The following is a 21,886-nucleotide window of genomic DNA, read 5'->3' on the forward strand; positions in this document are numbered from 1 at the left end:
CGAGATGCGCGACGCGCAGCACGACCCGAAGCGGCCGAGCGACCACGTCGACGGCGGCCCGGAGAAGATCTCCCAGCCGAAGCTGGGCGTCGTCGGCTGGCTGCGCTGGGGATGGCGTCAGCTCACGAGCATGCGCACGGCGCTCGTGCTGCTGCTGCTGCTCGCGATCGCCGCGATTCCGGGGTCGATCTTCCCCCAGCGCATGGCGAACCCCAACGGCGTGACGCAGTGGGAGAGCGACAACCCCGACCTGTTCCCCGTCCTCGACGCGCTGCAGCTGTTCGACGTGTACTCGTCGGCCTGGTTCTCGGCGATCTACCTGCTGCTGTTCGTGTCGCTGATCGGGTGCATCCTGCCGCGCACGAAGCACCACCTCACGGCGCTGCGCCAGCGGCCCCCGCGCACGCCCGCGCGCCTCGCGCGGCTCGCCGACCACCGCGAGGAGATCCTCGAGTCGCTCGACGCGGAGGCCGACGCGGCGCGCGCCGCCGACCTCGCCCAGGAGCGCCTGCGGAAGCAGGGGTACCGCACCGAGCGATACGACGCCCGCGGATCCTTCTCCGTGTCGGCGGAGCGGGGCTACCTCCGCGAGACCGGCAACCTCGTCTTCCACGCGTCGCTCGTGGGGATCCTCGTCACGGTCGGCCTGGGCGGGCAGTTCGCCTACACGGGGCAGAGCGTCGTCACCGAGGGCACGACCTTCGTGAACAGCCTGCTGAACTACTCGTCGATGAACAAGGGGCGCCTCGTGTCGGACGACGCGCTCGCCCCCTACTCCCTGACGCTCGACTCGTTCGACGTGAGCTACGTGCCCTTCGGCGAGCGGGGCGCGGGGCAGGCGGGCGACTTCTCGGCGAACGTCACGGTGCGCGAGCCCGACGGGTTCTCCTCCGAGGAGTCGGTGCGGGTCAACCACCCCCTGCGCCTGCACGACGACGCGGTGTATCTGCTCGGCAACGGTTACGCGCCGACGCTCACGGTCCGGAACGCGGACGACGAGGTCGTGTTCCGCGACTCCGTGCCGTTCCTGCCGCAGGACTCGGGCACGATGACCTCGCTCGGCGTGATCAAGGTCGTCGACGGGCTCGAGGAGCAGCTCGGGCTGGTCGGGTTCTTCTACCCGACGCAGTTCGAGATGGAGTCGGGCGCGTACACCTCGGCGTACCCCGATCTCGTCAACCCGATGGTCACGCTCAACGTCTTCGAGGGCGACCTGGGCGTCGACGACGGCACGCCGCGGTCGGTCTACACGCTCGACTCCACGGGGCTCGACCAGATCGCGGGCGGCGACACCGACGTCGACGCGATCGAGCTCATGCCGGGCGAGACCGCCGAGCTGCCCGGCGGCCGCGGATCCATCACCTTCGAGGACGAGACGCCGGAGGGCGTCGACCGGGCCGACGTCGGCTACACCGAGTCGGTCAAGCGGTACGCCTCCCTGCAGGTGCATCACGACGCCTCGTCGGTGTGGGTGCTCGTGTTCGCGGTGCTCGCGGTCGCCGGCCTCATGACCGCCCTGTTCGTGCCGCGCCGCCGCATGTGGGTCAAGGCGACCCCGGCCGACGGCGGCGTGCGCATCGAGTACGCAGGCCTCGCGCGGGGCGAGGATCCCGCGCTCGGCCAGGCGGTCGACGACCTCGCCCGCACCCACGGCGCGCAGATGCGCGACTGACCCCTCCCTGAAACGAAGAAGCGAGATCATGTCCAGTGCAGACGTCGTCACCCTCGACTCGTGGTCGGTCATCGTGCTGTGGACGGCGATCGCCGTCTACGCGATGGCCTTCGTCGCGTACGCCCTCGACCTCGCCCGCCGCTCGCAGCTGTCGGTGCAGGCGAAGGACCGCGCCGCGCAGCTGGTCGGGGCGGACGGATCGGCCCCGTACCCCTCGTCCCCGTCGGCGGAGGAGCCGGCAGCCTCCTCGGGCTCGGTGATGGGGCGGATCGGCACGACCCTCACCTGGATCGCGTTCCTCCTGCACCTCGGCGCGACGGTGCTGCGCGGCCTCGCGGCCGGGCACGTGCCCTGGTCGAACATGTACGAGTTCGCGATGACGGGCACGCTGCTCGTCTCCGCGGTCTACCTCGGGGTGCTGTTCTGGAAGCCGCTCACGTTCATCGGCGCGTTCATGACGGGGCTCGTGACGGTGCTGCTCGGCGCCAGCTCGGTGTTCTATGTCGAGATCGTGCCGCTCATGGATCCGCTCAAGTCGGTCTGGCTCGTGATCCACGTGTTCGTCGCCTCGCTCTCGACGGCGTTCCTCGCGCTCGCCTTCGCGCTCAGCGTGCTGCAGCTGCTCCAGGCGCGTCGCGAGCGCCGCGCGATCGAGGATCCGGAGACGGCGAGGAGGAAGTCGGCGCTGCGCACGCTGCCCTCGGCGGAGGCGCTCGAGGGCACGGCGTACCGGTTCGCGATCATCGGGTTCATCTTCTGGACCTTCACGCTGATCGCGGGATCCATCTGGGCGCAGGACGCGTGGGGCCGCTACTGGGGGTTCGACACCAAGGAGGTCTGGACCTTCATCATCTGGGTGCTCTACGCGGGCTACATCCACGCCAGGGCGACGCGCGGGTGGCGGGGCACGCGGTCGGCGTGGCTGTCGATCGTCGGCTTCGCCGCGGTGATCTTCAACTTCACGATCGTCAACGTGTTCTTCGAGGGGCTGCACGCCTACAGCGGCCTCAGCTGATCCCGACGACGAGCCCGCGCGGACGACGCGCGGGCTCGTCGCGACTCGGGGATGTTGTTTTATGTGGGTTTGAGTTGTAGTGTGTGGTGCGTCGAGGAGGACGCATGTACCAGGCAGAGCGGCACACACGCATCATCGGAGACCTGCGCGCGCACGGACGCGTCGCGGTCGCCGACCTCGCCGACCGCTTCGGCATCACCACCGAGACCGTGCGGCGCGACCTCGCCGCCCTCGAGCGATCCGGCCTCCTGCGGCGCGTGCACGGCGGCGCCGTCAGCCCCGAGCTCACGAGCGTCGTCGAAGCCGGGCTCGCCGAGCGCGAGACCCGGCGCAGCGCCGAGAAGCGCGCGATCGCGGACCGCGCCGTCCAGGTGATCCCCGACGGGTTCACCGGATCCGTGCTCGTCGACGCCGGAACGACGACGGGCGCCCTGCTCGAGCCGCTCGCCGCGCGCGTCGCGGGCCGCCGCGTCGAGGTCGTCACCAACGCCGTCGCCCACGCCGCGCAGCTCGCCGGACGCGACGGACTCGGGCTCACGGTGCTCGGGGGCCGCGTGCGCAGCGTGACGGGCGCCGCCGTCGGCGCCTCGACCGTGCGCGACATCGAGGAGCTGCGGCCCGACCTCGCCTTCATCGGCGCCAACGGCCTCTCCGCGATGTTCGGGCTCAGCACCCCCGACCGCGAGGAGGCCGACGTCAAGCGCGCGATGGTGCGCCAGGCCCGCCGCGTCGTCGTGCTCGTCGACGCCTCGAAGTTCGGCGTCGAGTCGCTGCAGCGCTTCGCGGAGCTCGCCGACATCGACGTCGTCGTCGCCGACCGCGCCCCCGAGGGCGATCTCGCCGCCGCGCTCCGCGCCGCCGGCACGGAGGTGCGCACCGCATGACCCACCCGCTCGTCGGCGCACGCCGCCGCAACCCGACAGGAGGCCGGGCATGATCATCACCCTGACCGCCAACCCGTCGCTCGACCGCACGGTGCAGCTCCCCGCGCCGCTCGCGGTCGGCGAGGTGCAGGCGGCCGCATCGATCCGAGAGGACGCGGGAGGCAAGGGCGTCAACGTCGCCCGTGTGCTGCACGCCGCGGGCGACGCGGTGACGGGGATCCTCCCGCTCGCGGAGGACGATCCCTATGCGCACGCGCTCGGCGCCCTCCCCGTGCGCGCCGTCGCCGCGAGCGGCCGGGTCCGCGCGAACCTCGCGATCACCGACCCCGCGGGCACGACGACCAAGCTCAACCTGCCCGGCGCCCCGCTCGGCGCCCCCGAGCGGGCGGCGCTCATCGACGCCGTCGCGGACGCCTGCGCGGAGGGCGCCGCATGGCTCGCCCTGTGCGGGTCGCTGCCGCCCGGAGCGGGCGACGGCTTCTACGTCGACGTGATCCGGGCCGTGCGCGAGCGCGTCGCGGCGCCCCCGCGCATCGCGGTCGACACCTCGGGCCCCGCGCTCGCCGCAGTCGTCGCCGACGGCCGCCCCGACCTCATCACGCCCAACGAGATCGAGCTCGCCGAGCTGTCGGGGCTCGCGCTCGACGCCGGCGCTCCGCTCGCGGAGGCTGTCGCGCGCGTCGCCCGCGCCCTCGTGCCCGAGCGCGTCGGAGCGGTGCTCGTCACCCTCGGCGGCGACGGCGCGGTGCTCGCAGACGCCGACGGCGCCCTGGCCGCCTCCGTGCCGACGGGCATCAGCGTGCGATCCACCGTCGGCGCGGGCGACAGCGCCCTCGCCGGCTTCCTGCACGCCCACGCGGCCGGAGCGAGCGCAGACGAGCGCCTCCGCCAGGCCGTGCGGTTCGGATCCGCGACCGCCGCGCTGCCCGGCACGCAGCTCGCGACCCCTTCCGACCTCCCGGACGGCCCCGTCGCCGTCCGCCCCCTCGACATCGACGTCTGACACACCCACAGGGAGCACCCATGTCCACCATCACCCCGGCCCTCGTCAGCCTCGACGACGATCTCGGCGCCGACGCGCAGGCCGTCCTGAGGGCCCTCTCGGCGCGATTCGTCGCCGAGGGGCGCGCCGCCGACGCCGACGACCTGTTCGCCTCCGCCTGGGCGCGGGAGGAGAAGGATCCCACCGGTCTGCCCGGCGGCATCGCCATCCCGCACGCCAAGGCCGCCACGGTGTCGCAGGCGTCTCTCGCCTTCGCCCGCCTGAACCCGCCCGTCGACTTCGGATCGTTCGACGGACCGAGCGACGTGGTCTTCATGATCGCCGCGCCAGACACCGCCGCCGAGGAGCACCTCGCGGTGCTCTCGAAGCTCGCCCGCAGCCTCATGGACGACGACTTCACCGCCGCGCTGCGCGCCGCGGCCGACGCCGACGAGGTCGTGGGGCTCGTCGAGCGGGCGATCGGGGAGGCCCCCGCGGAGGAGAGCGCCGCCGCAACCGAGCCGGCCGCGACGGAGCCCGCCGCGCCCGCCGACGCCGCCCACGCGATCGACGGTCGCCCCGTGCGGATCGTCGCCATCACCGCCTGCACCACCGGCATCGCCCACACCTACATGGCGGCCGATGCGCTGGAGAAGGCCGCGAAGGAGGCGGGCGTCGAGTTCGCCGTCGAGCCGCAGGGCTCCAGCGGCTTCACGCCCTTCGACCAGAAGACGATCGACGAGGCCGACGCCGTGGTGTTCGCCGTCGACGTCGACGTGCGCCAGCCCGAGCGCTTCGCCGGCAAGCCCGTCATCCGCCGCACGGTGAAGGCGGGCATCGAGCACCCGCAGGAGATCATCGATCTCGCGGCGCGCGCCGCGACCGACCCCGCCGCCGAGCGCGTCTCCGGCGACCCGGGATCCGCGCAGAGCTCGGCGCGCGAGAAGAACGAGCGCTGGGGCAAGCGGATCCAGCGGATCCTCATGACCGGCGTCAGCTACATGATCCCGTTCGTCGCGGGCGGCGGCCTGCTCATGGCCCTCGGCTTCCTGCTCGGCGGGTTCGAGATCAACGAGGTCGCGAACGACATCGCGCTGAACAACGCGCTGTGGAACCTGCCCGACGGCGGGCTCGCCACCTACCTCGGCGCCGTCTCGTTCGCGATCGGGAACGCGTCGATGGCGTTCCTCGTGCCGGCCCTCGCCGGATACATCGCCTACGCCATCGCCGACCGTCCCGGCATCGCCCCCGGCTTCGTCGCCGGATCGATCGCCGTGCTCATGACGGCCGGGTTCCTCGGCGGCATCGTCGGCGGGCTGCTCGCCGGACTCGCCGCCTGGTGGCTCGGCACGCTGAGCGTGCCGCGCTGGCTGCGCGGTCTCATGCCCGTCGCGATCATCCCGCTGCTCGGATCGATCTTCGCGTCCGGACTCCTGCTGCTCGTGCTCGGCATGCCCATCGCGGCCCTCATGGAGCTGCTCGAGGGCGGCCTCAACGATCTCGCCGCGACGGGCCTGCTGCCGCTCGTCGGCATCATCCTCGGCCTCATGATGTGCTTCGACCTCGGCGGCCCCGTCAACAAGGTGGCCTACGCGTTCGCCGTCGCGTCGCTGTCGGCGGCGAGCCCCGACAACCCCGTGCCGTACTACATCATGGCCGCGGTCATGACGGCCGGCATGGTGCCCCCGCTCGGCCTGGCGCTCGCCTCGACGGTGCTCGCCCGCGGGCGCTTCACGCCGGCGGAGCGCGAGAACGGCGTCGCCGCCTGGCTCATGGGCCTGTCGTTCATCTCGGAGGGCGCGATCCCGTTCGCCGCAGCCGACCCGCTGCGCGTCATCCCTGCGTCGATGGTCGGAGGCGCCAAGACCGGATTCCTGTCGATGCTGTTCCTCGTGCAGTCGCAGGCGCCGCACGGCGGCCTCTTCGTGTTCTTCGCGATCAGCCCGCTGTGGGGCTTCTTCCTCGCGCTCGCCGCGGGAACGGTGGTCACGGCCCTCGCGATCTGGGGCCTCAAGGTCTGGACGAAGAAGCCGGTCGACGCCTGAGGCGAGACCGAGGAGGGCCCCGCCGCCCCGCGTCGGGGCCCTCCTCCGTCTGCGCCGGGACGCGCGCGTCACGCCATCAGCGCCTCCGCGGAGGTGGTGCGGCGGGTCTGCGTCGCGAGCACCGTGGCGGCGAACGCCACCGCCGCCCACACGACGAGCGCCGTGACGGCCGACCCGGGCGATGAGCCGCCGACGGCGGCGAGCAGAGCCTGCTGCGCGGGGAAGGTCGGCAGGAGCCCGGCGACCTGCGCCAGCGCCCCCGGCACGGTGGAGATGATGCCCACCGCGACGAGCAGGGCGCCGACGAGCGCCGCGATCCAGCGCCCGACTCCGCCGAGCACCGCCGCGAGGGCCTGGTGCACGGCCGAGAAGGCGACGCCGATCAGCACGCTGAGGCCGAGGATCGCCGCGGCCGCGCCCGAGGAGTAGCTGCCGACCCAGAGCACGACGAGGGCGACGAGCAGGCCCTGGCCCGCTCCGATGAGAGCCCCAGGGGCGAGGCCGCGCAACGCGAGCGACAGCGACGATCGGCGGGAGGCGAGCAGGTCGCCGGCGACGGGCCGCACGGCGAGGAACGTGGTGAGTCCGCCGAACCAGAGCACGACCGTCGCGAGCAGGGGCACGGCCGAGAGGCCGAACAGCTCGAGGTCGGATCCCTCGGCGGCGACGGGATCGCTCACGACGCCCGCCAGGCGGCCCGCCTCCTCGTCGGTGAGGCTCGGCAGGGCGTCGACCGCCTCGCCGAGTCCGTCGCCGAGGTCGTTCGCGCCGTCGCCCAGCTGCCCGATGCCGTCGGCCAGCTCGCTCGTCCCGTCGGCGAGCTGGTCCGCGCCGTCGGAGAGCCGCCCCGCGCCGTCCTGCGCCTCGCGGGCGCCGGAGCCGAGCTCGTCGAGGCCTCCCGAGAGGACGTACGCGCCGGCCGCGGCCTCGTCGGCTCCGCCGGCGAGAGCGCCCGCCCCGCCCGCGAGCTGCCCGGCGCCGTCGGCCAGGTCGCCCGCTCCGCCCGCGAGCGCGGGGGATCCCTGCGCGAGCAGCGCGACGGCGCCCGCGACCTGCTCGGCGCCGGCGGCGAGGGGCCGGAGGCCCCCGTCGAGCGCGGCGGCTCCGGCGGCCACGCCGCGGGCTCCCGGCGCCAGCTGCGCCGCTCCCGCCGCGGCGGCGTCGGCGCCTGAGGCGAGGTCGCGCGCCCCGCCCGAGAGGGTCGTCGCGCCGTCGGCGAGCCTGCCTGCGCCGGCCGCCGCATCGCGGGCGCCGCTCGCGAGGGCGTCGGCGCCGTCGGCGAGCTCGTCCGCCCCGCCCGCGACCTGCCGGGATCCGCTCTCCAGCTCGTCGAGGCCCGCCGACAGCCCGTCCGTCCCGTCGGCGACCTCGCGCGACCCGCTCGCGAGCTCCGCGGCCCCGCCCGCCAGGGCGGCGGCGCCGTCGGCCGCTTCGCGGGTGCCGGCGTCCAGGGCGCTCGCCCCGTCGCCCAGAACGGCGGCGCCGTCGGCCACGTCGCGCGCCCCGCCCCGGAGCCCCGCGAGCTGCGCGCAGAGCGCGGGCGATCCGCCCAGCGCCGCGCAGTTCGCGACGACCTCGTCGAGGCCGTCGGCGACCTCCGTCGCCCCCGCGGCGAGCCCGGGCTGCGCGTCGTCTCCCCGGAGGCCCGCGTGGAGCTCGGAGGCCCCGCCGGCCAGCTGCTCGAGGGCCGCGGCGAGCCCGGGCGAGGATCCGTCTCCGTTCAGGCCGGCGTCGATCCGCGCCGCACCGTCGGCGACGCCGGAGGCGCCGTCCGCGAGTCCCGGCGTCTCGCCGTCGCCGCGCACGGCCGCGCCGAGCCGAGCGGCTCCGTCCGCCACGCTCGCGGCGCCGCCCGCGAGACCGGGCGAATCGCCCGAGCCGCGGAGGCCGGAGGCGAGCTGATCGGCTCCGTCGGCGAGGTCGGAGGCGCCGCTCGCGAGGCCGTCGTCTCCCGCGAGGCCTCCCGCCAGCTGCGATGCGCCGTCCGCGATCTCGTGCGCACCGCCGGCCAGTCCCCGCCGGCCGAGCGCCGCGGCCAGACCCTCGACGCCGCCGGCGACCTGCGACGCCCCCTCGGCGAGACCGGGGGAGCCGCCCGAGCCGCGAACGCCGGCGGCCAGCTGGGCGGCGCCGTCGGCGACCTCGGCGGATCCCTCCGCGAGGCCGGGGGAGCCGCCAGATCCGCGGAGGCCGGCGTCGACCTGCGCGAGCCCCTCCGCGAGGGAGCCGGCGCCCTGCGACAGCGCGCCCGCTCCGCTCGACAGCTCGGACGCGCCCGCCGCGAGCTGGTCGACGCCGTCGCCCAGGTCGCGGGCACCCGACGCGGCGCCTCCCGCGCCGTCCGCGAGCAGCGCGATCCCGTCGGCGAGCGACACGACGCCGTCCGAGAGCTGCTCCGCGCCGTCGCCGAGCTCGAGCGCGCCGAGCTGCGCGTCGCCCGCGCCGTCGGCGAGCTGGGTCGCGCCGTCCGCCGCGCCGCCGAGCTCGTCTCCGAGCTGGGTGAAGCTCACGAACACGTTCTCGAGCGTGGCCTCCGACAGGGTCGTCCCCATGGTGCGCGCGGCCGTCGCCGCGACCTGCTGGAGGATCATGCCGTCGGCGATGCGCGCGTCGGAGGCGGTCTCGACCGCGATCAGCGCCTGCACGGCCTCGTCGGATCCCTCGAGCGCGCCCGCCGACGAGGTCGCCGCCTCGCTGAACCCCTCGGGGATCGTGACGACCGCCTGGTAGGCGCCGTCGGCGACGCCCTCGCCCGCGTCGTCGGCGTTCGAGATGACCCAGTCGATGTTGCTGTCCAGGTCGTCGGACCCCTCGACGAGACCCGCGGCGAGCTGGCGTCCGAGCGGTGCGAACTCGCCGTCGATCTCGGTGCCCTCGTCGTCGTTCACGATCGCGGCGCGCACGTTGTCGAGCCGCTCCGTCGGGCTGTGCAGGGCGGCGACGAGGATCCCTCCGATGAGGGCGGGGAGGAGGAGCACGCCGATGATGGTCACCCACGTGACGGGGCGACGGGTGCGTGCGCGTTCGAGGACGGAGGTCATGCGGTCACCTCTTCCCGCGCCGCCGCGGCGAGCGGGGCGACGTCGAGGACGGATGCGCCGGTCCAGCCGGCGCGGGAGATCAGGGAGCGCGCGTCGTCGGCGCGGGCCGACGAGACGACGAGGGCGAGCGGGGCGTCCGCGTCGCGGAGCAGGTCGGAGAGCGCGTCGCGATCCTGCGGCGCGACGGCGTCGATCCCGTCGACGAGCACGAGCGAGGGGCGTCCGGAGAGGGCCTGCCTCAGCGACGCCGCGGGATCCGGGGATCCGTCGAGCAGCGCGAGCCCCGCGTGGGCGCGCACCCACGCGGCGCGGCCGGGGAGGAGGTGCCCGCCGACGCGCAGCCGGCCCTCGGCCTCCAGGCGCCCGGCGAGGGCGAGGACGGCGGCGCGCGCCGCCCGCGGGTCGGGCGCCGTGACGACGACCGCCTCGCCGGGGGCGACCCGCGCGTGGGGGATGCGCGCGATCTCGCGATCGCCGGCGCGCACGACCACGTCGTCCGCCGCGATCTGCGCGGTCGACCCGGGCTCGGGCCAACGGGCGAGGCGCTCCTCGCGCTCGACGGCCTCGCCCTCGACGTCGAGCGACGGCAGGCGGCGGGCGAGCCAGGCGGGCATCCACCAGGCGCGCGTGCCGAGCAGCGCCATGACGGCGGGCACGAGGGTCATGCGGATGAGGAACGCGTCGACGGCGATGCCCACGGCCAGGGCGAGCGCGATCGGCTTGATGTTGCTGTCGCCCTCCGGGACGAAGGCGGCGAACACGGCGAACATGATGACCGCGGCTGCCGTGACGACGCGGGCGGAGGCGGCGTACCCCGAGCGGATCGCCTCGATGGCGACGTCGCGCGTCGCGGCTGATCGGCGCACGGCGTGCACGTAGTCCTCCCGCATGCGCGAGACGAGGAACACCTCGTAGTCCATCGCGAGGCCGAACAGCACGCCCATCACGATGATCGGCATGAACGCGATGACGGGGCCCTCGCGGCTGACGTGCAGCAGGTCGGCGCCCCAGCCCCATTCGAAGACCGCCGTGACGACGCCGAACGCGGCGAGCACCGACAGGAGGTAGCCGAGGGCGGCCTTGAGTGGCACCCACACGGACCGGAAGACGACCATCAGCAGCAGGAACGACAGGCCCACGACGAAGACGCCGAAGGGCAGCAGCGCCTCCGACAGCCTGTCTGAGATGTCGATCGAGACGGCGGTGAAGCCCGTCACGGACACGTCGATGCCGTAAGCGTCGAGCCATTCGCCGTGATGGGCGCGCAGCTCGCGCACGAGATCGCTCGTGGCGGGGTCGCTGGGGCCCGTCTCGGGGATCACCTGCACGATGCCCGTGTCGCCCGTCGCGTTGGGAGTCGTCAGCGCGACCTCGGCGACGCCGTCGATCTGCGCGACCTCGTCGCCGAGATCCTCCATGAGGCCGACGGGATCGGTCGAGGTGATGACGGTGCCCGTGAGGATGAGGGGGCCGTTGAAGCCCTCGCCGAAGTGCTCGCCCGTGAGGTCGTAGGCCTGGCGCGCCTCGCTGTCCTGGGGCAGGACCCCCGCGTTCGGGAGCGCGAGCTGCAGCTGGCCGGCGGGGATCGCGACGATCCCGAGGCCGAGCACGACCGCGACCGTCGTGACGACGGGGTGCTTCGTGACCGCGGTCACCCACCGGCGGGCGAAGCCCGCTCGCTCGGGGCGGCCAGGGCGCGTCCTGCGCGGGCGGCCGATGACCCGGCCCTTCGCGAAGCCGAGGAAGGCGGGGGTGAGGGTGACGGCGATCGCCATCGCGACGGCCACCGAGACCGCGGCGGCGACGCCCATGGTCGTGAGGAACGGGATCTGCGCGAACGACAGGCCGACGAGGGCGATGAGCACCGTGACCCCGGCGAACACGACGGCGGATCCGGCCGTGCCGGTCGCTCGCGCGGCCGAGTCCTCGGGATCCGCCCCATCGCGCACCTGATCCTGGTGCCGTGCGGCGATGAACAGCGCGTAGTCGATGCCGACGGCGAGGCCGAGCATGAGGGCCAGCATCGGCGTCGTCGAGCTCACGGTCGCGAAACCGGTCGCCGCGACGATGCCGAGCATCGACACCCCCACCCCGACGATCGCGACGCCGAGGGGGAGGCCCGCCATGACGAAGGACCGGAAGGTCGCGATGAGCACGAGCAGCGCGATCGCGACGCCGACGAGCTCCACGAGCGACAGGCCGGGGAGGTCGACGGCGTACAGGTCGCCGCCGAGCTTCGTGACGGATCCGCCTGGCAGCTCGGCGGCGAGGCCGTGCACGACGTCGGCGATCGCGTCGGTCACCTCGTCGTCGATGGCGGTGGCCTCGCCCGAGAGCTGCAGCTGCACGATGGCGGCTGCGCCGTCGTCGGCGACGAGTCCCTCGACGAGGTCGTCGTAGGGCGACGTGACGGCCTCCATGGCGTCGAACGCCTCCAGCTCGCGGAGCGTCTCCTCGATCGGCTCGCGGTAGTCGGCGTCGTCGACGCTGTCGCCCTCTGCGGCCACCACGATGAACTGCGCGCCGGTGCCCGCGACCTCGGGGAAGGTGCGCGCCAGCTGATCGAGGCCCTCCTCGGATTCCGTGCCGGGGATCGCGAACGCGTCGTCGAACCCCTTTCCGAGGCCGAGTGCGCCGAGGCCCGCGACGAGCAGCAGCAGCAGCCAGGCGCCGAGCACGCGCCAGGGGTGGCGGAACGACCAGCGGCCGAGCGAGGAGAGCAGGGTCGACATGGAGGCCTTTCGGACCGAGCGATTATCGATACAGAGGTGTATCGATACGGAAGTGTATCGTAGGGGGCGTGAGTGAGATCGAGTTCCCGGGAGATGCGGAGCCGCCGCGGGGGCGCAGCCGCGAGGCGACCCGCGCCCGCCTGCTCGACGCGGCGGCGGCGGTCTTCGCCGAGGTCGGTCTCGGCGCGGCGTCCGTCGAGGCGATCTGCGAGCGCGCGGGTTTCACCCGCGGCGCGTTCTACTCGAACTTCGCCTCCAAGGACGAGCTCTTCCTCGAGCTGGCGATCACGTTCGACCGGCAGCGCGCCCGCATGGTGCAGGAGCGCGTGGAGAATCTGTCCGAGCCGGTGGACCCGGGCAACATCCGCCGCATCGTCGAGGTGCTGGGCCGCTCGGACGACGATCACTTCGGCGTGCTCCTCATGACCGAGATCACCGCGCACGCGATGCGCGACCATCGCTTCGCGGAGGCGCTGCGACGCGAGAACGAGCAGATCCATGCCGAGGTGGCGGAGATGGTCGCGGCCATCGCCTCGCGCGGCTGTCTGCGCCTGCGGGCGACGCCGGAGGAGATCGCGACCTACATCCTCGGCGCCTGGGTCGACTCGAGCACGCGGGCGGTCGTCGCCGGGCTCGGGCCGGAGGAGATGCTCGCGCTGCGGGCGCGGGAGGTCGGACGGCTCGTCGAGCTCCTCATCGAGTGAGGGCGCACCGCCGGTGCCCCGTCAGTGCAGTCGGCAGAGGGTGACGGCGTCGCCCGTGAGGGCGAGGATCCGCTCGGCGGCGCCGAGCAGGGCGACGACCTCGTCGGTGTGCGCGAGCGCGTAGACGGAGGCGCGCCCCTCGGGGCGCACCGTCACGAGCCCCGCGTTCCTCAGGCAGGCGAGGTGCTTCGAGACCGTGCTCTGCGAGAGGCCGAGGTGGGCGGTCAGGTCGACGACGCGATGCTCGCCGAGCTGGAGGTGCTGGAGGATCACGAGGCGCGACGGGTCTCCGAGGCTGTGGAACAGCTCGGCGGCGGCCGCCATCGCGCCGGCCTCCGCGACGGGGGCGGGTCCTGTCGTCTCCTCTGTCATCGCCATGAAGCGATGATAACCGTTCTCAGGCAGGGTCGGCCGTGACCGGGGGCGATCGACGCGCGCTTCGCATTCTGCGACCAATGGGGATATCATCGCCAATAAGCGATGAATTGCTCGATGGGCGGGAGGGCTGACGATGGGGGCCGGACACGATCACGGCGCGGGCGCCTCGGAGGGGCGCGCGGGCGACTTCCGCGGACGCCTGGCGGTCGCCTTCGCGCTGACGCTGCTCATCGTCGTCGCGCAGGCGCTCGGCGCCTGGTGGACGGGCAGCCTCGCGCTGCTGACCGACACGGCGCACGCGCTGGCCGACGCCTCGGGGCTGCTCGTCGCTCTCATCGCCGGAACGCTCATGCTGCGCCCCGCCTCCTCGCGCCGCACCTGGGGCTTCCGCCGCATCGAGGTCATCGCCGCGCTGGGGCAGGCCGTGCTGCTGATCGTCGTCGGCGTCTACGCGGCGATCGAGGGGATCCGCCGCCTCGGAGCGCCTCCCGAGGTGCCCGCAGACGAGCTGCTCGTGTTCGGCGCGGTCGGCCTCGCCGCCAACATCGCCGCGATCCTGATCCTCTCGTCCGGACGCGGGGCGAACTTCAACATGCGCGCCGCCTTCCTCGAGGTGCTGAACGACGCCCTGGGGTCGGTCGGCGTGATCGTCGCCGCCATCGTGATCCGCACCACGGGGTTCCAGCAGGCCGACGCGCTCGCCGGCCTGTTCATCGCGGCGCTCATCGTGCCGCGCGCGGTCATGCTGCTGCGCGAGACCTTCGGCGTGCTCATGGAGTTCACGCCGCGGGAGCTCGACCTCGACGCCGTGCGCGAGCACATCCTCGCGATCGACCACGTGGAGGGGGTGCACGATCTGCACGCGTCCACGATCGCGACGGGGCTGCCGACGCTGACGGGGCACATCGTCGTGGATGACGCGTGCTTCCGCGACGGGCATGCCGCCGAGATCCTCGCCCAGGTGCGCGCGTGCGTCGCCGAGCACTTCCGGATCTCCGTGACGCACTCGACGTTCCAGATCGAGACGGCGCGGATCAGCGGCGACGAGCGGGGACCCGCCCGTCACGCGTGACGGGGCTCAGGAGACGTTGGCGGCGAGCCAGGGACGGGGGTCCACGGCGACGGCGTTGAGGTGCACCTCGAAGTGCAGGCAGGAGCCGAACACGTAGCCGGTGGATCCGACCTGGCCGAGGTACTGGCCCGCCGTGACGCACTCGCCGACCTCCACCGCGCGCGTGCCGTAGTCGAGGTGCGAGTAGAGCGTCTCGACCGCGGTGCCGTCGAGCACGCCGGCGACGCCGATCGTCACGCCGTAGCCCTGGTAGGCCTCCTGCGAGATCGTCACGCAGCCGTCCATCGCGGCGTAGATGGGCGTGCCCACCGGGGCGGCGAAGTCCTGGCCCATGTGGGAGCGTCCGGGGCGGGAGGCGCCGAACCCGTCGGTGAGGGTGTAGCTGCCGGCCGCCATGGGCATGACGACCTCGCCGGACGCGGCGAGGGAGGGCATGTCCCCGGCGTCGACGCCGAGCGCCGCGGTCGCCGCCGCGACCTCCGCGTGCATCTCCTCGATCTCCTCGGGGCTCGTCGCCGCGTAGGCGCTGCCGGTGGGGGATCCCCCGTCGCGCTCCGCGTCGGTCGCGAAGGTCTGCGCCTCGCCGTCGGCGATCGGCGCGGACGTCGCGGTCTGCGCGCTGAGCGCGGCGACGGGGCCGTCGAAGCCGCCGAGGGCGAGGGCGGGGACCGCCGTGCCGGCGATGAGGAAGCCCGCCGCGATGACGGAGGCGGTCGTGCGCACGCGCGGGCGGCGAGCCGCGCGGGGGCGGCGGTCGCGGCGCGGGGTCGAGGCGGGCCGGCGGCGCATGGCCTCGACGAGCGGATCGCCGGCCGGGTCGGCGGCGTCCGTCGCGTCGGCGGACGGGGCCTCGGCGTCCGCCGCCTGGGCCGACGGGGCCTCGGCGTGCGGCGCGGATGTCGTGCGGGTCGTCGACTCGCTGGCCGCGGGCTCGCTCTGCGCGCCCGCAGCGTGCGCGCGGTCGTGAGCGTCGGATCCGGCGGGTGCGACGTCGGCGGACGCCGCGGCTTCTGCGGAGACGCCGTGGGCGGTCTCGGCGGATCGGGTGCGGCGCAGCTCGCGACGCGAGGGGAGCGGCGATCCTGCCGGGCGGGGCGCGGGGGAGGGGAGCCCCTCAGCGGCGGAGTCGGGAATCATCGAGAGGCGTACGGTCCTTCACGCGAGACGGTCTTTTGTTACCGATCTGTGACAATACACCTCGGAGAAAGCGACGAGCCTGAGCTTCTCTCAGGAAGAGAGCAGCGCGTGGCACGCGCCGACCCGCTCGATCCACCACGCGCGGCGCTCGGGGGGCGCCGCGTGGCGGTCGAGCAGAGCCGGATCCGGCTCCACGCGACGTACGGGGATCGCGCCGCTCTCCGCGGACAGCGGCTCGCCCGTCACGTCCGCCGCGAGGAGCGATGCCGTGCCCAGCCCGCAGTCGTGCGCGAGCTCGGGCAGGGCGGCGGCGAGGTGCGCGCCCTGGGCGAGGCCGACGCTCGTGTCGATCGCCGACGACACCACGGCGGGCAGCCCCGCGCGCTCGACGATGTCGAGGGCGCGCCGCGCCCCGCCGAGCGGCTGGGCCTTGACGACGAGCACATCGGCCGCCCCGGCGCGGGCGACCGCGAGGGGGTCGTCCGCCTTCCGCACCGACTCGTCGGCGGCGACCGGGATGTCCCAGTCGGCGAGCCGCGTCCGGATCTCCGCGAGCTCCTCGACGCTCGCGCAGGGCTGCTCCGCGTACTCGAGGTCGAACTCCGACAACGCGTGCAGGGCGCGCTCGGCCTCGTCGACGTTCCACCCGGCGTTCGCGTCCACGCGGATCCGCCCCTCGGGACCCAGCTGCTCGCGCACGGCGCGCACCCGCGCGATGTCGTCGGCGAGCACCTGACCCCGTTCGGCGACCTTGATCTTGACCGTGCGGCAGCCGTCGAACCGCGCGAGGATCTCGGGCACCCTGGCCGCGTCGACGGCGGGCATGGTGGCGTTCACGCGGATCCGGTCGCGACGCGGCTCGGGCTGCGGATTCCATGCGAAGTCGATCGCGGCCCGCAGCCACGTCGCGGCCTCGTCCGGGGCGTACTCCAGGAAGGGCGAGAACTCGGCCCATCCCTCCGGGCCGGCGAACAGCGCGGCCTCGCGACGCGTCACGCCGCGGAAGCGCGTCGCGAGCGGCAGCGAGACGACGCGGAGCGTGTCGAGGATCTCGGCGAGGGCGGGAACGGCCGTCATGGGGACATCCTCTCTCCTTCCCCGCGGTCGCGCACGCGGCCCTCTCGCTCCGGCCGAGACGACGCGAGCCGTCCGACACGCCGCGGGAGGGGGTGGCGGTTCCGCGGGAACCGGGGCAGTGTCCAGGTATGGCCAAGGGCGGTCAGAGCGGGGTGGGGCGCGACGCGCCGCCGAGGGCGGCGGCGTGGGGCGATGTCGTCGTGCTCTCCGCCTGCTTCGCGATCGTGATCGCGGGCACCGTCGTCGACCTCGGGCTGATCGGCGACGGCGAGCGGATCCCCGTCCTCAACCCGACGCTGTGGCCCGCCGGGCTGGGCGTCGGCCTCGCGGGGGTGCTCGCCGCGGCGCTCGTCGCGCTCGCCGCAGCGGCGACGGGCGGATGGACGAAGCGCAGCGCCGCCTGGCACGCGGTCATCGTGCTCCTCGTGAGCGTCGTCAGCGCCATGGCGCTGTCGGCGGGCTTCGTCGTGAACCCGCGGTTCGTCGACACGGCCTTCGTCGACGCCGATCGGCTGGCGGTGCGCCTCGGGGGCGTCGTCGTCGGCACGCTCATCATCGTCGGGGGCGTCGTCGTGGCCGCCCGGCCGTTCGCGCGGCTCCATCGCGCCGCCGTCCGCGCTGCGCAATAGTCTGGCGGCATGCCGCTTCTCGACACCCCCGTGCGCCTCGGCGTGCAGCTCCAGCCCCAGCACCACCGCTCGTACGCCGACATCCGCGACGCCGCCCGGCGGCTCGAGGACATGGGCGTCGACATCCTGTTCAACTGGGATCACTTCTTCCCGCTGTCGGGAGACCCGGACGGCACGCACTTCGAGGCGTGGACGATGCTCGCGGCCTGGGCGGAGCAGACCGAGCGGATCGAGCTCGGCGCCCTCGTCGGCTGCCACTCGTATCGGAACGCCGATCTGCAGGCCGACATGGCGCGCACGATCGACCACATCTCCGCGAAGGCCGCCGGCACGGGGCGCTTCGTCTTCGGCACGGGAGCCGGATGGTTCGAGCGCGACTACGCGGAGTACGGCTACCCGTTCGGCACACCGGGATCCCGGCTCGACGCCCTCGCAGAGGGGCTCTCCAGGGTCGAGGAGCGCTGGGCGACGCTGAACCCCGCCCCGACGCGCGACATCCCCGTCCTCATCGGCGGCAAGGGCGAGCGCAAGACGCTGCGCCTCGTCGCGCGTCACGCCGACATCTGGCACAGCTTCGTCGCCCCCGAGGAGATCGGCGGCAAGCTCGACGTGATCGCGCGCTGGGCGGAGACCGACGGATCCGACGCCTCGCGCCTTGTCGTCTCGAACGAGCTGAAGGGGCGGGACGAGGCCGACGCCGACGCCCTCCTCGACGCCGGCGTGCGCCTGTTCACGCTGGGGATCTCGGGGCCGGATCCCGACCTCGACCTGGTGCGCCGATGGCTCGCCTGGCGCGACGCCCGCAACGGCGCGAACCCCGCGGCATAGGGTGGACGCGTGAGCCAGCCCTTCGTCTCCGACATCTTCGACCCCGAGATCTGGGAGCCCGCGCCCCGGTCAGACGGATACCGCGACATCACGGCGCACGTCTCGACCGACGGCCGCATCGCGCGCATCGCGTTCGACCGCCCCGAGGTGCGCAATGCGTTCCGCCCCGGAACCGTCGACGAGCTGTTCGACGCGCTCGAGACCGCCCGCACCGACCCGAGGATCGGCGTCGTGCTGCTCACGGGCAACGGGCCGAGCCAGAAGGACGGCGGCTGGGCGTTCTGCTCGGGAGGCGACCAGCGCATCCGCGGACGCGACGGCTACAAGTACTCCGACGACGACGCGGCCGTCACCGACCAGGCGCGCGCCGGACGCCTGCACATCCTCGAGGTGCAGCGGCTCATCCGCTTCATGCCGAAGGTCGTCATCGCGGTCGTCCCCGGCTGGGCGGCGGGCGGCGGGCACTCGCTGCACGCCGTGTGCGATCTCACGATCGCGTCGCGCGAGCACGGGCGCTTCAAGCAGACGGACGCCGACGTGGGGTCGTTCGACGCGGGCTACGGATCCGCGTACTACGCCAAGCAGATCGGGCAGAAGCTCGCACGCGAGGTGTTCTTCCTCGCGGAGGAGTACTCGGCCGAGCGCGCCTACGAGATGGGCGCGGTCAACCGCGTCGTGGATCACGGGGAGCTCGAGCGGGAGGCCGTGTCGATGGCGCGCACGATCCTCGGCAAGTCGCCCACGGCGATCCGCATGCTGAAGTACGCGTTCAACGCGACGGACGACGGCATGGTCGGGCTGCAGCTGTTCGCAGGCGAGACGACGCGGCTCGCCTACGGCACCGACGAGGCGGTCGAGGGGCGCGACGCGTTCCTCGAGAAGCGGGATCCCGACTGGTCGCCCTTCCCGTACCACTTCTGATGCGCCTCGAGCCCCTCGCGAGCGACGACCCGCGCGTCCTGCTGCGAGCCCTGCGGGGCGCCGTGCTGGGCGCGGGGCCCGCGGTCGCGCTGGGCGACGCGCCGGGCCTCCCCGCCGAGGTGCCCGCGGGCACGGCGGTCGTGCTCACCACGTCGGGATCCACGGGCGTGCCGAAGTCGGTCGCGCTGTCGCGGTCGGCGCTGACGTCGTCGGCGATGTCGACGGCGGCGCGGATCGGGGAGGGGCACTGGCTCCTGCCGCTCTCGGGCGGATACATCGCGGGCGTGCAGGTGATGGTGCGCGCCCTCGTCTCGGGGCGCGATCCGGCCGTGCTGGCCGGCCGCTTCTCCGCGGCCGCCTTCGCGCATGCCGTGAGCGGCATGCACTCCACGGTCGACGGATCCCTCGTCCCCCGCTACACCTCGCTCGTGCCCGCCCAGCTGCAGACGCTCGTGGACGCGGCGGGTGAGGACGCCGCGGTGCGCCGCGCCCTGGCGGCGTTCGAGACGATCCTCGTGGGCGGACAGCGCCTGCCCGACGTGCTGCGCGAACGGGCGCTCGAGCTCGGCGCGCGCATCGTGCGCACATACGGATCCACCGAGACGAGCGGCGGCTGCGTCTACGACGGCGTGCCGCTGGACGGCATGCGCGTCGAGGCATGCGACGGCGAGCTGCGCATCACCGGCCCGACCCTCGCCGACGGATACCTGGGCGATCCCGCCCGCACCGACGCCGCGTTCGTGCGCGACGCCGCGGGCGCGCGGTGGTACCGCACGGGCGACGCGGGAGAGGTCGAAGACGGCGTCGTGCGCGTCACGGGCCGCATCGACAACGTCATCGTCTCGGGCGGGGTGAACGTGTCGCTCGACCGGGTGGAGCGGGTCGTGCGCGAGATCCTCCCCGACGCGGTCGTGGTCGGCGCGCCCCACGAGCGCTGGGGCGAGACCCCCGTCGTCGTCACGGCGTCGCCCGACGACGCGCTCGCGGCGGTCCGCGACGCGGTCGGACGCGAGATCGGCAGGCCCGCGCGGCCCGACCGGCTGATCCGCGTGCCCGAGATCCCCCGCCTGGAGAGCGGCAAGCCCGACCGCCGCGCGATCGCCCGCCTCGCCGAGGGCTGACGCCGCCACCGCCGTGTCTCGAATGATGCGGGTACGGCGGCGTCGTTCCTGCCCGAAGTGAGACACACGTGTGGTGAGGACCGGGGCGTGTCTCGAATGATGCGGGTATGGCGTCGGCTTTCCCGCCCGAAGTGAGACACGCATGCGGTGAGGGTCGGGGCGTGTCTCGAATGGTGCGGGTATCGCGGCCGGTTTCCCGCAGAAAGTGAGACACGCAGGGGACGGGGCGCTCCTCTCGGATCCCTCGCGCCGCCTCCCGCGCATCGGCAGACGACGGCGCTGATCCCCTGAGGCGTCGCCGCGTAGGATCGATGCTCGTGGCGAGAGCGAAGCACCAGCACCATGTGAGCGGCAACCCGGCCAAGCGGGCGTCGGGGCCGGTGACGCCGCCCCGCCCCGCCGGTCCCGTCGGCGCGCGCGACTGGATCGGCGCCGCGCGGCTGCGCACGCTGCCGCTCGCGATCACCCCGATCCTCATCGGAACGGGCGCCGCCGTGCTGGCGGATCCCGAGCACCGCTTCCAGACGCTCACGGCGATCCTCTGCTTCGTCGTCTCGGTGGCGCTGCAGATCGGAGTGAACTTCGCGAACGACTACTCGGACGGCGTGCGCGGCACAGACGACTTCCGCGTCGGCCCCGCCCGTCTCACCGCGTCGGGGCGCGTCTCGCCGCGGAGCGTGCTCATCACGGCCCTCGCGTTCTTCGGGATCGCCGCGCTCGCGGGTCTCGCGATCGTGATCCGCTCGGGACAGTGGTGGATGCTCGCCATCGGGGCGGTCTGCATCGTCGCCGCCTGGTTCTACACCGGCGGCAGGCGCCCGTACGGCTACAACGCGCTCGGCGAGGTGTTCGTCTTCGTGTTCTTCGGGCTCGTCGCGACGCTCGGCACCACCTGGGTGCAGGCCCTCCACCTGCCGCAGGAGGCGTGGTTCGGCGCGGTCGCGGCTGGCTTCCTCGCCTGCGCCGTGCTGCTGGCGAACAACCTGCGCGACATCGATCAGGACCGGGAGGCGGGCAAGCGCACGCTGTCGGTCGTGATCGGGCCGATCGGCACGAAGATCCTCTACACGGTGCTCGTCGTGCTCGCGTATCTCATCGCGGCGTGGATCGCGCTGTTCTATCCCGTCGCGTGGCTCGCGCTGTTCGGCCTCGTCGCGGGCGGGCCCGCGATCGTCATCGTCTGGAGCTATCGCGCGCCCCGGGAGCTGGTCACGGCGCTCGCGCTCACCTCGATCAGCTCGCCCGTCTACGGCTTCTTCCTCGCCTGGGCGTACATCGGCTGAGGCGCCTCAGCGGGCGTCGGGATCCGCCTGGTCGCCCCGCACGGCGTCGTTCGCGGCGTTCTCGATCTCGTCGTCGATCTCGCGAGCCGTCTTCGGCCTCTTGCGCTTCTCGCTGCGCTCCTGCAGCCCCTCCGAGACGTCGGCGAGGGGGCGGCGCAGGAAGAGGATCGACAGGCTGAGCCCGATGACGGCGGCGAAGATCGCCGCGAGCCACCACAGGCTGTGGAACGCCGGCAGCAGCATCATGAGGGCGAACGGCACCACGAAGAACGCGAGCCGCAGCACGGTGTAGACGAGGACGGATCGGATCTTCACCCTCCCATCGTAGGAAGCCCGCCTGATCGCGCCCTCGTAGGATGGATGAT

The 21,886-nt window shown here is 73.7% G+C and carries 18 protein-coding genes; 12 read left to right on the top strand and 6 right to left on the bottom strand.

Annotated elements, in window-relative coordinates:
• Positions 1 to 4: 4 nt before the first annotated feature.
• From resB to NHL53_RS08130, 5 genes are all read left to right on the top strand, one after another.
• Positions 5 to 1,672: a cytochrome c biogenesis protein ResB gene (gene resB, locus NHL53_RS08110; protein ID WP_433776412.1), complete on the top strand. Its 1,668-nt coding sequence runs from the start codon at positions 5 to 7 to the stop codon at positions 1,670 to 1,672.
• 28 nt (positions 1,673 to 1,700) lie between these two features.
• Positions 1,701 to 2,687, top strand: coding sequence for a c-type cytochrome biogenesis protein CcsB (gene ccsB / locus NHL53_RS08115; protein WP_433776350.1), 987 nt, complete (start codon positions 1,701 to 1,703; stop codon positions 2,685 to 2,687).
• Positions 2,688 to 2,791: 104 nt separating this feature from the next.
• Positions 2,792 to 3,571: a DeoR/GlpR family DNA-binding transcription regulator gene (locus tag NHL53_RS08120; RefSeq protein WP_433776351.1), complete on the top strand. Its 780-nt coding sequence runs from the start codon at positions 2,792 to 2,794 to the stop codon at positions 3,569 to 3,571.
• A 49-nt stretch (positions 3,572 to 3,620) separates the two neighbouring features.
• Positions 3,621 to 4,574 (top strand): hexose kinase, encoded by a 954-nt coding sequence (locus NHL53_RS08125; RefSeq protein WP_433776352.1) that lies wholly within the window; start codon positions 3,621 to 3,623, stop codon positions 4,572 to 4,574.
• A gap of 20 nt (positions 4,575 to 4,594) precedes the next feature.
• The gene (locus NHL53_RS08130) at positions 4,595 to 6,598 is read left to right on the top strand and encodes a PTS fructose transporter subunit IIABC (RefSeq protein WP_433776353.1); all 2,004 of its coding nucleotides are present in this window, start codon (positions 4,595 to 4,597) and stop codon (positions 6,596 to 6,598) included.
• A 68-nt stretch (positions 6,599 to 6,666) separates the two neighbouring features.
• On the opposite strand, the gene NHL53_RS08135 is transcribed toward NHL53_RS08130, so the two are convergent.
• Together NHL53_RS08135 and NHL53_RS08140 are read right to left on the bottom strand one after the other, a co-directional pair.
• Entirely contained in the window at positions 6,667 to 9,639 is a 2,973-nt protein-coding gene (locus tag NHL53_RS08135; protein WP_433776354.1) for a YhgE/Pip family protein, read from the bottom strand.
• A complete protein-coding gene (locus NHL53_RS08140; protein WP_433776355.1) occupies positions 9,636 to 12,371 on the bottom strand; it encodes an MMPL family transporter in 2,736 nt (911 codons plus the stop codon). The genes NHL53_RS08135 and NHL53_RS08140 overlap by 4 nt, the downstream gene beginning before the upstream one ends.
• A gap of 68 nt (positions 12,372 to 12,439) precedes the next feature.
• On the opposite strand from NHL53_RS08140, the gene NHL53_RS08145 reads away from it, so the two are divergent.
• Positions 12,440 to 13,075, top strand: coding sequence for a TetR/AcrR family transcriptional regulator (locus NHL53_RS08145; protein ID WP_433776356.1), 636 nt, complete (start codon positions 12,440 to 12,442; stop codon positions 13,073 to 13,075).
• A 21-nt stretch (positions 13,076 to 13,096) separates the two neighbouring features.
• Here NHL53_RS08145 and NHL53_RS08150 read toward each other — a convergent pair whose 3' ends face one another.
• Complete coding sequence (locus tag NHL53_RS08150) at positions 13,097 to 13,453, bottom strand: ArsR/SmtB family transcription factor (RefSeq protein WP_433776357.1); 357 nt, start codon at positions 13,451 to 13,453, stop codon at positions 13,097 to 13,099.
• Between the two features lie 133 nt (positions 13,454 to 13,586).
• On the opposite strand from NHL53_RS08150, the gene NHL53_RS08155 reads away from it, so the two are divergent.
• Complete coding sequence (locus NHL53_RS08155; RefSeq protein ID WP_433776358.1) at positions 13,587 to 14,525, top strand: cation diffusion facilitator family transporter; 939 nt, start codon at positions 13,587 to 13,589, stop codon at positions 14,523 to 14,525.
• 6 nt (positions 14,526 to 14,531) lie between these two features.
• On the opposite strand, the gene NHL53_RS08160 is transcribed toward NHL53_RS08155, so the two are convergent.
• Together NHL53_RS08160 and NHL53_RS08165 are read right to left on the bottom strand one after the other, a co-directional pair.
• Positions 14,532 to 15,662: a M23 family metallopeptidase gene (locus tag NHL53_RS08160; RefSeq protein ID WP_433776359.1), complete on the bottom strand. Its 1,131-nt coding sequence runs from the start codon at positions 15,660 to 15,662 to the stop codon at positions 14,532 to 14,534.
• Between the two features lie 90 nt (positions 15,663 to 15,752).
• The gene (locus NHL53_RS08165) at positions 15,753 to 16,739 is read right to left on the bottom strand and encodes an o-succinylbenzoate synthase (protein ID WP_433776360.1); all 987 of its coding nucleotides are present in this window, start codon (positions 16,737 to 16,739) and stop codon (positions 15,753 to 15,755) included.
• A gap of 128 nt (positions 16,740 to 16,867) precedes the next feature.
• Here NHL53_RS08165 and NHL53_RS08170 point away from each other — a divergent pair, with 128 nt between their 5' ends.
• The 5 genes from NHL53_RS08170 to NHL53_RS08190 all read left to right on the top strand — a co-directional run bounded on the left by NHL53_RS08170 (position 16,868) and on the right by NHL53_RS08190 (position 21,521).
• Positions 16,868 to 17,368, top strand: coding sequence for a hypothetical protein (locus NHL53_RS08170; RefSeq protein WP_433776361.1), 501 nt, complete (start codon positions 16,868 to 16,870; stop codon positions 17,366 to 17,368).
• Positions 17,369 to 17,377: 9 nt separating this feature from the next.
• The gene (locus NHL53_RS08175; RefSeq protein ID WP_433776362.1) at positions 17,378 to 18,196 is read left to right on the top strand and encodes an LLM class F420-dependent oxidoreductase; all 819 of its coding nucleotides are present in this window, start codon (positions 17,378 to 17,380) and stop codon (positions 18,194 to 18,196) included.
• 9 nt (positions 18,197 to 18,205) lie between these two features.
• A complete protein-coding gene (locus NHL53_RS08180; protein WP_433776363.1) occupies positions 18,206 to 19,117 on the top strand; it encodes a 1,4-dihydroxy-2-naphthoyl-CoA synthase in 912 nt (303 codons plus the stop codon).
• Positions 19,117 to 20,238: an AMP-binding protein gene (locus NHL53_RS08185; protein ID WP_433776364.1), complete on the top strand. Its 1,122-nt coding sequence runs from the start codon at positions 19,117 to 19,119 to the stop codon at positions 20,236 to 20,238. The genes NHL53_RS08180 and NHL53_RS08185 overlap by 1 nt, the downstream gene beginning before the upstream one ends.
• 311 nt (positions 20,239 to 20,549) lie before the next feature.
• A complete protein-coding gene (locus NHL53_RS08190; RefSeq protein WP_433776365.1) occupies positions 20,550 to 21,521 on the top strand; it encodes a 1,4-dihydroxy-2-naphthoate polyprenyltransferase in 972 nt (323 codons plus the stop codon).
• A 6-nt stretch (positions 21,522 to 21,527) separates the two neighbouring features.
• On the opposite strand, the gene NHL53_RS08195 is transcribed toward NHL53_RS08190, so the two are convergent.
• On the bottom strand, positions 21,528 to 21,836 hold the full coding sequence (locus NHL53_RS08195; RefSeq protein WP_433776366.1) for a DUF4229 domain-containing protein: 309 nt from the start codon (positions 21,834 to 21,836) through the stop codon (positions 21,528 to 21,530).
• Between the last annotated feature and the right edge of the window lie 50 nt (positions 21,837 to 21,886).

The sequence above is a fragment of the Microbacterium sp. gxy059 genome, from assembly GCF_050958665.1.
Taxonomy (GTDB): Bacteria; Actinomycetota; Actinomycetes; order Actinomycetales; family Microbacteriaceae; genus Microbacterium.